The organism is Paracoccus sp. NIOT.M2S5SZ12 (assembly GCF_057748165.1).
In genome coordinates, this window is record NZ_JBYLFR010000033.1 from 1 (window position 1) to 11,719 (window position 11,719).

At 62.0% G+C, this 11,719-nt stretch carries 10 protein-coding genes and 1 pseudogene; 5 read left to right on the forward strand and 6 right to left on the reverse strand.

Annotated elements, in window-relative coordinates; all coding sequences use genetic code 11:
- Positions 1–84: 84 nt before the first annotated feature.
- Both AC2SGK_RS17460 and AC2SGK_RS17465 read right to left on the reverse strand, forming a co-directional pair.
- Positions 85–330 (reverse strand): glutathione S-transferase N-terminal domain-containing protein, encoded by a 246-nt coding sequence (locus AC2SGK_RS17460; RefSeq protein ID WP_242690207.1) that lies wholly within the window; start codon positions 328–330, stop codon positions 85–87.
- 122 nt (positions 331–452) lie between these two features.
- Entirely contained in the window at positions 453–968 is a 516-nt protein-coding gene (locus AC2SGK_RS17465) for an NAD(P)H-dependent oxidoreductase (RefSeq protein ID WP_242690209.1), read from the reverse strand.
- A gap of 140 nt (positions 969–1,108) precedes the next feature.
- Between AC2SGK_RS17465 and AC2SGK_RS17470 the strand changes: the two genes are divergently transcribed.
- Entirely contained in the window at positions 1,109–1,477 is a 369-nt protein-coding gene (locus AC2SGK_RS17470; protein WP_207470261.1) for a winged helix-turn-helix transcriptional regulator, read from the forward strand.
- Positions 1,478–1,509: 32 nt separating this feature from the next.
- Here AC2SGK_RS17470 and AC2SGK_RS17475 read toward each other — a convergent pair whose 3' ends face one another.
- On the reverse strand, positions 1,510–2,547 hold the full coding sequence (locus tag AC2SGK_RS17475) for a zinc-dependent alcohol dehydrogenase family protein (protein WP_207470262.1): 1,038 nt from the start codon (positions 2,545–2,547) through the stop codon (positions 1,510–1,512).
- Positions 2,548–2,743: 196 nt separating this feature from the next.
- Between AC2SGK_RS17475 and AC2SGK_RS17480 the strand changes: the two genes are divergently transcribed.
- Positions 2,744–3,154, forward strand: coding sequence for an Lrp/AsnC family transcriptional regulator (locus tag AC2SGK_RS17480; protein ID WP_242690216.1), 411 nt, complete (start codon positions 2,744–2,746; stop codon positions 3,152–3,154).
- Between the two features lie 57 nt (positions 3,155–3,211).
- Here AC2SGK_RS17480 and AC2SGK_RS17485 read toward each other — a convergent pair.
- Positions 3,212–4,045 (reverse strand): annotated as a pseudogene (locus AC2SGK_RS17485) (TetR/AcrR family transcriptional regulator); the annotation flags it as partial.
- A 26-nt stretch (positions 4,046–4,071) separates the two neighbouring features.
- Between AC2SGK_RS17485 and AC2SGK_RS17490 the strand changes: the two are divergent.
- Together AC2SGK_RS17490 and AC2SGK_RS17495 are read left to right on the forward strand one after the other, a co-directional pair.
- Complete coding sequence (locus AC2SGK_RS17490; RefSeq protein ID WP_207470264.1) at positions 4,072–5,142, forward strand: efflux RND transporter periplasmic adaptor subunit; 1,071 nt, start codon at positions 4,072–4,074, stop codon at positions 5,140–5,142.
- On the forward strand, positions 5,139–8,189 hold the full coding sequence (locus AC2SGK_RS17495) for an efflux RND transporter permease subunit (RefSeq protein ID WP_488324687.1): 3,051 nt from the start codon (positions 5,139–5,141) through the stop codon (positions 8,187–8,189). Before AC2SGK_RS17490 ends, AC2SGK_RS17495 begins: the two co-directional genes overlap by 4 nt.
- A 216-nt stretch (positions 8,190–8,405) precedes the next feature.
- Here the strand turns inward: AC2SGK_RS17495 and AC2SGK_RS17500 are convergent, their stop codons facing one another.
- Positions 8,406–9,002, reverse strand: a complete 597-nt coding sequence (locus AC2SGK_RS17500) for an SLC13 family permease (protein WP_488324688.1) — start codon at positions 9,000–9,002, stop codon at positions 8,406–8,408.
- Between the two features lie 50 nt (positions 9,003–9,052).
- Between AC2SGK_RS17500 and AC2SGK_RS17505 the strand changes: the two genes are divergently transcribed.
- Positions 9,053–10,096, forward strand: a complete 1,044-nt coding sequence (locus tag AC2SGK_RS17505; RefSeq protein ID WP_488324689.1) for an IS110 family RNA-guided transposase — start codon at positions 9,053–9,055, stop codon at positions 10,094–10,096.
- A gap of 372 nt (positions 10,097–10,468) precedes the next feature.
- Here the strand turns inward: AC2SGK_RS17505 and AC2SGK_RS17510 are convergent, their stop codons facing one another.
- Positions 10,469–11,428 (reverse strand): IS110 family RNA-guided transposase, encoded by a 960-nt coding sequence (locus tag AC2SGK_RS17510; RefSeq protein ID WP_488324690.1) that lies wholly within the window; start codon positions 11,426–11,428, stop codon positions 10,469–10,471.
- Positions 11,429–11,719: the final 291 nt, after the last annotated feature.

Here is an 11,719-nt window from a genome sequence, read left to right on the forward strand (position 1 = left end):
CAAACGCGCAATGTATGGTCGCGCCGGTCCAGAATTGTTGCGGGCGAGAATGCTACCGTTCCGCCACACAAATTGAGGCAGAGCCTATTTCTGGGCCAGATGCCACAGAATCGCGCCGGATTCGAAAATGGCGCGGCCCTCGGCACGATCCACGATGGTCGGGATCTTGCCGTTCGGGTTCAGCTTCAGATAGTCGGGCGCCTTCTGTTCCTGCCGTCCGAAATCGACCAGCGTCAGGTCATAGGGAACGCCTGCCTCCTCCAGAAAGATCACCGGCTTGTAGCCGTTCATCGTGGCGGCGGTGTAAAGATGGATGTCGGTCCGGGTCATGACGCTGGTTCTTGCGTGTGGGGGCGTGGGGCGGCGGTCAGGCCGGAACAACCGCAAAGATGTCCCGAAGATGTGCGTCGAACCGCGCAAGATCCGAGGCGATGTCGGGCTTTTTCATCACGTCAAAGGCGGCAAAGCTGGGCAGCGGGGTCATGCCGAAGAATCTGGCGTTCAGGTGCAAGGGGCGCAACAGATCGTCCAGCGACATGCCCTGAAAAGAATGGCTGGGCGGGATCGTCGAAGGCTTCGGCCGGGGCGTTCAGCGTGGCCGACAGCAGATAGCTGGTACCCTGCAAGCTGCCGCCCGTGCCGTAATTGGCCTTGGGATCCCGGGCGTGGCGGCCATCCCCGGCACACAGGCGTCCGTCCATGCCCGCGGTATAGACCTCATCCATGTATTTCTTGAACGTCCAGGGCGCGCCCATCCAGTTGACCGGAAACTGCATTATGACGGTGTCGGCCCAGACATGGTTGTCGACCTCGGCCTGGACATCATAGCCCTCATCAATCGTGGTCACGCGGACCTCGTGACCCAGGGATGTCAGCAGCGATCTGGCACGGTCGGTCAGCGTGGCATTCAGCCGCCCGGGCGCGAAGTCGTAGGGCTGCGTTCCGTTCACGATCAGGATTTTTGTCATGGGTCGGGTTCCTTGGGTCCGTCATGTTGCATCGCCGCCCCTTGACCCGGGGCGGGCTTGCGATGAAATGCGCAGGACGGAAACCTAAATCAACCAGTATACTTTTGGTAACCTAAAGGCGCCGCGATGAGGAGGGTCCGATGAAGGCAAGGATAGGTCATGATGCGCAGGGTCGCCGCATCGCCCATGATGTCTGCACCGAGCCATGCCCGATAGAACGCGGGATGCGGATCATCGGCGGCAAGTGGACCGGCTCGATCCTGTGGCATCTGCGCGACGGGCCGGTGCGCTTTAACGATCTGGCGCGGATGATTGGCGGCGCGTCGAAGAAGATGATCACCGAACGCCTGCGTCAGTTGGAGGCGCAGGGCCTGATCACCCGGCATGTGCTGGATACCGCCCCCGTCTCGGTTCAGTATCAGATCACCGCGACCGGCCTGACCGCCATCGGGTTTCTGGACGAGATCCGAAAATGGAGCGAGAGCCTGCGCGAGGCCGGGCAACCCTGATCGGCGGGTTCAGGATTGCCGCGTTGCGCGGATCAGAAGCGGGTGATGACGGTTGCGCCGACCGATTGGAACTTGTCCATATCCATCAACGCCTGTGGCGCATCTGCCAGGGCGATCCGATCGCCGACCAGCCGCGCGGGGTTCAGCTTGCCGCTGCTGACCAGGTCCAGCATCGCGCCATAGCGATGCGCCTGCATCCCGTGAGAGCCCAGAAGCTGGATTTCCTGCCCGACGATCCTGGGCATCGGGATTGCGGGCGCAGCGTGTTCGCCCAGCATCAGGCCCACCTGAACATGCTTGCCGCGCGGACGCAGGCACAGGATCGAATTGGTCATCGTCACCGGATGCCCCAGCGCATCAAGCGATACATGCGCACCGCCACGGGTGATATCGCGGATGGCGCCGGGCACGTCCGCCTCGCGCCCGTCGATCGCCGCGACGGCCCCCAGTTCACGGGCGAAGTTCAGTTTCGCCGGATCAAGATCGACGCCGATGACATTTGCCCCGGCTGCCGCAGCGATCATCACGGCCGATAGTCCGACCCCGCCGCAGCCGTGGATCGCGACCCATTGGCCCGCGCTGACCCTGCCCTGATCGATCACCGCCCGGAACGATGTAGCAAAGCGACAACCAAGGCTGGCCGCCGTGGCGAAATCCATACTGTCGGGCAGCGCGACAAGGTTCAGATCGGCCTGATGGATGCCGACATATTCGGCAAAGGATCCCCAATGGGTGAAACCGGGCTGTTCCTGATGCAAGCAGACCTGCTGCTGACCCGCGTGACATTCCGAACAGCTGCCGCAGCCGCAAATGAAGGGCACCGTGACCTTGTCGCCGACCTTCCAGTTCGTGACATCCTTGCCCACCGCCTCGACGATGCCCGCCAGTTCGTGTCCCGGCACATGGGGCAGGTCGATATCGTCGTCATGGCCCATCCATCCGTGCCAGTCGCTGCGACAGACACCCGTGGCGGCGACCTTCAGCACGACCCCATCTGGCTGAGGCGCGGGATCCTTCGCCGTGACCAGCCGCGGGGCTTCCTGAAATTTTTCGAACATGACGGCTTTCATCGCGACCTCGTGCTGATTGAGTTTCGGTGGCGATCATAGGAAGTGCAGCGGCAAATCCATTGCCATTCCTGGCCTGATATTCGAATAATGGGGCAATATCTTTTCTGTTGTGACGAATTTGAAGGGATTTCTGCCCATGCCTGATATCGATGTCGTCAATGCCCAGCTCTTGTCGCTGTTGCAGGATGATGGCCGCATGACCAATGCCAGACTGTCCGAGCATCTGGGTATGAGCGAGACGCCCTGCTGGCGCCGCCTGAAGCGGCTTGAGGAAAGCGGTGTCATCGAGGGCTATCAGGCCAATCTGAATCGCCGCAAGCTGGGGTTGGGTGTGATGGCGTTCGTGCAGCTGCGCTGTTCGGAACATGATCAGGCCGCCACGGCCGAGTTTCAGCGCATCGTGCAGACCACGCCGAACATCCTGTCCTGCCATAACACGACCGGCGCAGATGATTTTCTGCTGATCGTCGTGGCGCGTGATCTGGATGATTACAGCAGCTTCGTGGACAGTACCCTGCGGCGGCTTCCGGGCGTGACCAGCATCCGTTCGAACCTGTCGCTGAAAGAGATGAAGGCTTCCAGCAAGCTGCCCGTCGCCGCGCGGTAAACCCGGTCGGCTCGGTTGCGGGCTGACGGCATCTTTCGGCGCTGCCGCCGACAGGAAAAAATCGACTGCCGCGTCCAGAACCTGCAGCCTGTCTGTCGTCTCCGTCAGTTCGCCCATTTCGAACAGCGAATCCCATGCATGCGGCAGCAGGACGGATTCGCAGAAATGCCGGGCCAGAAACCCGGCATCGCCCTGTAACTGACCCTGCGCAATCAGGCGCTCCATCACCAGCTGAACCATCTCAAGCCCCGGTCGACGCCAGCGCCGTTCCATCATCTCGGCCAGATCGGGCGCGGCCTGGCATTCCGAAATCACCAGCCGCAGCATCATGACCGAGTCGCGGTCCATGATCGCGTTCAGCATGGCGCGGGCCAGTTGCCGCAACATCTGATCCGCCGGGCCGTCAGCGGCGGCAAGCTGGCGCGGGGTCTGCAACTTGCGTTCGGTGAAGGCGGTCACGACAGCCTCCAGCAACGCCTTCTTGTCGGGAAAGCGGGCATAGATGGTCTGCTTGGATCCGCCAAAGCGCCGTGCGACATCCTGCATGGTCGTGGCCCCGTAACCCTTGCCAAGAAACAGCGCGGTTGCGGCCTCGACGATCCTTTCCGCCGCTTCGGCCGAAGGGGGCCTGCCGCGCAAACGGCAGCCTCGGGTCAGTTCCTTGATTTCGGCTTTCACTTTGACGGGAACCTCGCTAAAGAATTCCGGAACTGCCCGGTTCCGTAATTGTCTAGCCAAGATCCGCTGAAGTTTGAAGGCATATCGCACATGATTTCGCAATTTTCCGGAACACGGGCTGTGACCCGGCTGCGCGTGCGGCCCGGTCGTCGCCATAACGCGCCGGGGCCATGAGGGCGGCATCCGTCCAGACGCCCGCCACCTTTCCCCCATTTCAGGTTTCACTTCGAAGGTTTCTCATGAGATCACTCTCTCTTCTTGTTTCCGGGCTGCTTGCGCTGCTCTGCGCCGTCCCGGCCTTGGCGCAGGAGGATCTGCGACCGGCCAAGCTGATGGTGGTGCAGCCGTCGCAGGATGTCGTCAGTCGCCGTTTCTTTGGCCGGATCACGGCGCGGAATACCGTCGATCTGTCCTTCCGCGCCGGAGGTCAGATCGAGAAACTGCCCATCCGTGAAGGCGAATTCGTCAAGCAGGGCGATCTGCTTGGCAAATTGGATACCGGTCCCTTCGAACGCGCGGTGCGCGAGGCGCAGGCCCAGCTGGATCAGGCCGAAAGACAGTTGAAACGCGTGACCGAACTGGGTGCCGGGATCGTGCCGCAGGCCGATATCGACGATGCCCGCACCGCCCGCGACGTGGCGCAGGTCGGCTATGACGATGCGGTCGAAAACCTTGAGGACGCGGCCCTGATCGCGCCGTTCGACGCGCTGATCTCGCAGCGTCTGGCGGACCGTTATGCGACCATCGCGGCGGGCGAGCCGATCGTGCGCGCCCATGACATGAGCGAGGTCCAGATCGAGATAAAGGCCCCCGAAATCCTGTTTCGCAAGTTCGGCGAACAGCCGGAATTCGCGGCCAAGGCGCGGCTGACTCATGACGGCCCGCTGTATCCGCTGGAATTTCGCGAACTGACCGCCGAGGCGACCGAGGTGGGCCAGACCTATCGCGTGTCCTTCGCGCTGACGACGGACACGCCCGACCATCTGCTGCCCGGCGCTTCGGCGACCGTGCTGACCGAAATTTCGCGCGCGGATGGCAATGGTGTGGTGATCCTGCCTGCCAGCGCATTGCGTTTCGCGCCTGATGGCACGGCGCAGGTGCTGGTCTTTGCCGCCGATGAGGGCGACGCGCAGACCGGAACGCTGACTGCCCATGACGTGGTGATCGAGCCCGGATCGGGCACCTCTTTCCGCATGATCGAGGGGCCGGAGCACGGCGCGACCATCGTGGCTGCCGGCGCGGCCATGCTGTCCGATGGCGACCGCGTGCGTCGCTTTGGCGGTCTGTCGGATGACGGGGGGCAGCCATGAACCTTGCACGCAAGGCGATCGAAGCCTCGCTGCTGACCTGGCTGCTGATCCTGGGTTGTCTGGGGGGCGGGCTGTGGGGCTATCTGAATGTCGGGCGGCTGGAAGACCCGGCCTTCACGATCAAGACGGCGGTGGTCTTTACCAGCTATCCGGGCGCCACGGCGGCGCAGGTCGCGCGCGAAGTGACCGAGCCGCTGGAATCCGCGATTCAGCAGATGGGCGTGCTGGATACCGTGACCTCATCGAACAAGCCCGGCCAGTCGCGTATCGACGTGGAAATCCTGCCGACGGTCAAGGGCGATGAGCTGCCGCAGGTCTGGGACGAGCTGCGCAACCGCGTCGCCGATGCCGCCGGGCAACTGCCCGAAGGCGCGGCCCAGCCCATCGTCAACGACGATTTCGGCGATGTCTTCGGCATCTATTTCGCCGTGACCGCGCCGGGTTTTTCCGATGCCGAGATCCACGAGATTTCCAGCTTTCTTCGGCGCGAGATCCTGACCGTCGATGGTGTTGCCGACGTGTCGGTCGCGGGCCTGCCCGAAGAGGCGGTCTATGTCATGCCCGACATGGCCATCGCGTCCAATCTGGGCGTCCCGCCCGCCGCGCTGACCCAACAGATCAGGGCCGCCGCGCAGATCGCCTCGGCCGGGTCGCTGGCCGCGGATGGCAAGCGGTTCGATCTGGACGTGCCCCGCAGCACCGACAGCGTGGACGCGCTGCGCGAATTGACCATCAATGTCGGCAGCACGGTCGTTCAGATGACCGATATCGCCACGGTCGAACGGGGCCGCGTCGAAACGCCGCGCCAGATCATCCGTTTTAACGGCCAAGAGGCGTTCACCCTGGGTGTCTCCGGGATCGCCTCGGAAAACATTGTCGATATCGGCAATCGCGTGGATGCAAAGCTGCAGGACCTGCGCGGCGATCTTCCTCATGGCGTTGAATTTCACCCGATCTATCAGCAGCATGTCGTGGTCGATGAATCCTCGACCGGGTTTCTGAAGAACCTGGCCATGTCGGTCGCGCTGGTGGTGATCGTGCTGGCGGTGTTCATGGGGTGGCGGTCTGCGGTGGTTGTCGGCGCGACGCTGTTTCTGAACGTGATCGGCACCTTCTTCTTCATGGCGCTTGGCGGCATCGAGATGGAGCGGATCTCGCTTGGGGCGCTGATTATCGCCATGGGGATGCTGGTCGACAATTCGATCGTCGTGGCCGAGGCGATGCAGATCAAGATGCAGGGCGGCAAAACGTCCCGCGAGGCGGCGGATGAGGGCGCAAGCCGCATTCAGTTGCCGCTGCTGGGCGCGACCGTCATCGGGATCATGGCCTTTGCCGGGATCGGTCTTTCGCCCGACGCGACCGGCGAATTCCTGTTCTCGCTGTTCGCCGTCGTCGGGATCTCACTGTTGCTATCCTGGGTATTGGCGCTGACCGTCACGCCGCTGCTGGCGCATTACGTGTTCAAGCGTGGCAACGAAGGCGATGACGGCTATTCCGGCCCGATCTTCAACGCCTATCGCAAGGTGCTGGGCTTGTCTTTGCGCGTGCGCTGGCTGTTTCTGGCCGGTATGGTCGTGGTGACGGCATTGTGCTATCGCGGCTTTGCTCAGGTTCCGCAGCAGTTCTTTCCCGACAGCAACACGCCGATCTTCTACGCCCATTACAAGCTGCCGCAGGGCAGCGACATTCAGGCGGTATCGCGCGATTTGGAACAGGCCGAGGATTGGCTGCTGCAACGCGATGACGTCACCTCGGTGGCAAGCTTCATCGGCGGTGGCGCCACGCGCTTCATGCTGACCTATTCGCCCGAGGAATCGATGCCGACCTATGGGCATCTGATCATCAGGACCGAAACGCTGGACGCGATGCCGCCCCTGCTGGACGATCTGAATGCCTTTGGCCGCGAGACCTTGTTCGCGGGCGAGTTCCGCACCGAACGCCTGGCCTTCGGGCCGGGCGGCGGGGCGCCGATTCAGGCGCGGATTTCAGGGTCCGATCCGGCGGTGCTGCGCGATCTGGCCCAGCAGGTCAGCGATACATTGAAGGCGCAGGACGCGCCGCTGATGGATATCCGCACGGATTGGCGCGAATACGAACCCGTGCTGGTGCCGCAATATGCCACCCAGCGTGCGCAGACGGCGGGGATCACACGCTCCGACATTGCCGACGCCAGCCTGATGGCGACCGAGGGCATGACCGTTGCCACCTATCAGGAAGGCGACCGGCAGATCCCCATCCGCATCCGGTCGCGCGAATTCGGGGAAACCCCCGATCTGTGGGAGCAGATGATCTATTCCGATGCGGCGGGCGATTACCTGCGGATGGAACAGCTGATCGACCAGATCGACTGGCAGCCGCGCAACACCCTGATTCAGCGGCGTAACCGCGTGCCTACGATCACGGTCGAGGCGGGCCTGCCAAGCGGCACCAACGCCTCGGCGGTCTTTTCCCAGATCCGCGACGCGGTCGAGACCGTGCCGATGCCCAGTGGCTATCGCATGGAATGGGGCGGCGAATATGAAAGCAGCACCGATGCGCAGGAAAGCCTGGGCGGGCAACTGCCGATGACGATCCTGATCATGATCCTGATCTCGATCCTGCTGTTTGGCCGGTTGCGTCAGCCGCTTATCGTCTGGCTGCTGGTGCCGATGGCGGTGAACGGCGTGGTGATCGGCCTGCTGGTCACCGGGTTGCCGTTTTCCTTCACCGCACTGCTGGGCCTTTTATCGCTGTCGGGGATGTTGCTGAAGAACGGCATCGTGCTGGTCGAGGAAATCGATCTGGTCCGCGCCGAGGGCGTGCCCTTCCGCCACGCGATCATCGAGGCATCGACCTCGCGTCTGCGGCCCGTGGTTCTGGCGGCGGCGACGACGATCCTGGGCATGGCACCGTTGTTGTGGGATCCGTTCTTTGCCTCGATGTCGGTGACGATCATGGGCGGGCTGGCCTTTGCGACGATCCTGACCCTGATCGCCGCGCCGACCTTCTACTATGTGCTGTTCAGCCGCGAACATAAGGCCGAGGCCGCGATCCAGCCCACGCTTTAGCACCTGTCATGCCAATCCGCCGTGGCCCCGGATACGGGGCCACGGTTCTTTGAGGGTAAGATCGTCAGCGGCTGGCCGCGCCGATAGGCCAAGAACCTCAGTGCGTTGTCCCGTCACCGCATAGGCGGAAAAGTCCCAGTCCGGATGGGTCCACCGGAATGCGTGCTGCACGTGGTCCACGGTCCCGAACATCATTGAAAACCACGAGCGTTCGGGTCACTTGCCGACCGCCATCGGTAGGGCCAGCGACAATTGTGGAACGAAGGCCACCAACAGCAAGACCGCGACCAGCGGGATCAGGAAAGGCGCGGTCGCCCGGACGCAGCGATCGAATCTGACGCCCGATACCGCCGCCAGCACATACAGGACCAGACCGACAGGCGGTGTCAGCAATCCGATCGTCAGCGCCAGCACGATGACCACGCCCAGATGGACCGGATCGATCCCGACCGAGGTGGCGACTGGCAGCAGCACCGGCACCAGAATGGTGATCGCCGCAACGGTTTCCAGAAACAGCCCAAGCACAAGGACGATCAACAGGATCGCAAGCATCACGAAGGCCGGGCTGTCCGAGATTGACAGGATCGACCCCGAAAGATGGGCCGCGATCTGGTTCGACACCAGTATCCACGCAAAGATCGCCGCGCTGGCGATGATCAGAAGGATCGCCCTGGTGGTCTGCAACGTGTCGAAACTGACGCGCAGAAGATGTCGCCAGATCCAGTCCGACCGTGATAATCTCCGACATGACCGCCTCCCAATTTGGATTGTCGCGATCCCACCTTGTTGGAGTGGACGGCCCCCGAATGGCATCGAAATGTGCCAGATTGAGTCGTCGAAGAACTCAAACGAAGGAGCCGTCCGTGGATAAGATTATTCGTATTGGCATGGATACGTCAAAGCACGTCTTCCAACTGCACGGTGTGAACGCCGCCGAACAACCGGTTCTGCGCAGGAAGATGCGCCGCAAGGAAATGGTGGATTTCTTTGCGAAGTGCCCGCCGACCATCATCGCAATCGAAGCGTGTGGTGCCTCGCATTATTGGGCGCGGCTGCTTGGAGGGTTCGGTCATGAGGTCAAGCTAATTGCGCCGCAGCTTGCGAAGCCCTACGTCAAGCGCGGCAAGAATGATGCGGCCGACGCCGAGGCGCTATGCGAGGCGATGAGCCGCCCGACAATGCGGTTCGTACCTGTGAAGAGCGCCGAGCAACAAGCGGCATTGATGCTGGTCGGCTTGCGTGAACGTGCGGTCGCCGACCGAACGCAGCTGGCCAATACGATCCGCGGCTATGCTGCTGAATTCGGAACTACCGCAGCCAAAGGCCTCTGTCATATTCCGCGCCTGCTGGATCGGATCATGGCTGATGAGACCATTCCTGCCCTTGCGCGCGATCTGTTTGCGGAACTGGCAGCAGAGTTCGCGCAGATGAAGGAACGCCTTAAGGAGATAGAGGCGAAACTAATGACCTGGTACCGAAGCGACGAGTGCTGTCGTCGCCTCGCAACGATCCCCGGTGTCGGGCCGATCGGTGCGGTTTTGTTGGTGATGAAAGCGCCCGCACCGGAGCAGTTTACATCTGGAAGGCAGTTTGCGGCCTGGATGGGGCTGACGCCCCGGGATCACTCGACGGCCGGTAAAGTCAGACCAGGTGTCATCACGCGAGCAGGTGATGAGGTTTTGCGCAAGACACTCGTCGTGGGCGCGACTTCATTGCTTCGACAGGTGAGAGCGGGCAGAGGCAGGAAAGCCTCGCCTTGGCTCATCTCCCTGCTTCAGCGCAAGCCGCCAAAACTTGTGGCCGTGGCACTTGCCAACAAGATCGCCAGGATTGCGTGGAAAATGATGATGTCGGGCGAAGCCTACAAAAACACCGCTGCGCGACCAGTTATGGCCAGCGCGGCGTGATCCGATCGGTCAGTTACGGTGATCAAGAGAAAGACGTTGCCGTGCTGAGCTGATGCGTGAACTTGCAGGAAACCTGAAGATGGTGTGATCGATCGATCCAAGATGTGGGACACCCCGTATGTGCCAATGGCCCGATGTGGCCGTCACCTTGTTTGGAACCCATGTCGCGGAATCCATCTTGGCCAGCGTTCATGTGCGAGCGCACCAACAGGCCGGACATATGAACGCAAGCGATCCGATCAAAATCGTCAGAGTGTTCTTGCGGGGAGGAGGCCGTCCACATATGGCACATCGATGCCGCCGGGGGGGGGGGCGGTTACAGCATCAGATCCCATTGTCGTCTATCGGTCCCTGACCTAGCAACTGTATCTTTTAGGGGTGGCTTGGCTCCCATTCTCGCTGTCTTTTGCAGAGAGCATTGGCGACAATGATGAGCTTGCGTGCGACCGCTGTCACAACGACTTTGTGCGGCTTGCCAGCCCTGCGGAGCCGATCGGCGAAAGCTTTGAGTGTCGGGTTGTGATGTGAGGCAACCAGTGCCGCCTGGAACAGAACGTGCCGCAGAGCACGCCTGCCACCGGCGATGGCGCGCTTGCCGCGCAGCGTTCCGCTGTCCTGCGCCACAGGCGCCAGACCGGTCAGCGCTGCTGCTTGTTCGCCGGAGATCGCGCCGAGTTCGGGAAGTTCGGCGATCAGCGTCGAACTGGCGACCGGCCCGATTCCGGGAACGGAACGAAGGATCCGCGCGGTGTCCGCAAGATGCCTGTCGCGACCGAGAAGCTCTGAAATTCGGCTTTCCAGCTCGGCGATCACGACATCCAACCGCTCTTTCAGCTCTATATCGATATCCTCGAACAGCTCTGCAGTTCCCGATTTCCGATGCGCGCGGATCTGCGCCAGTAGCCGCTTTCGCATCTCGACCACCTGTGCCCGCCTGGTGGTCAAGGCCCTGAGAAGACGTAGATGTTCCGCGGGAAGTGTTCGTCCCGCCTCGGGCCTGAAGACCAGGAACCGCGCTATAAGTCCGGCATCGATCCTGTCGGTCTTGGCGCGGGTTCCAAGGCTACGCGCGAAGGCCTTGACTTGGGCCGGTGGTACTTGGCGGGCTTCGACGCCTGCATCTTCCAGATAGCGCCAGAGCCGCCATTCCTGCCCGCCCGTCGCTTCGAAACAGACGACGGCTCTCTGGTCGTGAGCGAGATCAGACACCGCGACATGGCCATCATCGGTATTGGGGATGCGATGGCGCTGACCGTCCGGAAGGCAGTGAATATCGAGCCAGTCTCGGCTCACATCTATCCCGATGATCCGACCGTGTGTTACCTTCTCCATGCTCTCCTCCTTCTGATACGCGGTTCCACGAGGGCCGCTGGCAACTGTTCGAGACAATGAAGGAGAGGCGGTGCCGACAGGCTAAGAAGCGTGGTCATGCCACAAGGGTCAGACGTCGCGCACCACCCCGTCACGGGTCCTGGTCGGGACACGTGACGGGACCACGCTACCAGATACGAGATACAGAAGGGTCAGGACTTCGGTAACGGGGTCGTCTCAGTCAAGCCATTTCACGCATGCGCCGTCGTCCGCGAATTGGCGGTTTCAGGTTTGTTATGATCGTCGCACGTC

Excerpts from the sequence above, each read along its gene's own strand:
- AC2SGK_RS17480 (WP_242690216.1), top strand. The coding sequence starts at position 2,744 with ATGACCAATGCCAGACTGTCCGAGCATCTGGGTATGAGCGAGACGCCC.
- AC2SGK_RS17460 (WP_242690207.1), bottom strand. The coding sequence starts at position 330 with ATGACCCGGACCGACATCCATCTTTACACCGCCGCCACGATGAACGGC.
- AC2SGK_RS17495 (WP_488324687.1), top strand. The coding sequence starts at position 5,139 with ATGAACCTTGCACGCAAGGCGATCGAAGCCTCGCTGCTGACCTGGCTG.
- AC2SGK_RS17470 (WP_207470261.1), top strand. The coding sequence starts at position 1,109 with ATGAAGGCAAGGATAGGTCATGATGCGCAGGGTCGCCGCATCGCCCAT.
- AC2SGK_RS17465 (WP_242690209.1), bottom strand. The coding sequence starts at position 968 with ATGACAAAAATCCTGATCGTGAACGGAACGCAGCCCTACGACTTCGCG.
- AC2SGK_RS17490 (WP_207470264.1), top strand. The coding sequence starts at position 4,072 with ATGAGATCACTCTCTCTTCTTGTTTCCGGGCTGCTTGCGCTGCTCTGC.
- AC2SGK_RS17500 (WP_488324688.1), bottom strand. The coding sequence starts at position 9,002 with ATGCCATTCGGGGGCCGTCCACTCCAACAAGGTGGGATCGCGACAATC.
- AC2SGK_RS17475 (WP_207470262.1), bottom strand. The coding sequence starts at position 2,547 with ATGAAAGCCGTCATGTTCGAAAAATTTCAGGAAGCCCCGCGGCTGGTC.
- AC2SGK_RS17510 (WP_488324690.1), bottom strand. The coding sequence starts at position 11,428 with ATGGAGAAGGTAACACACGGTCGGATCATCGGGATAGATGTGAGCCGA.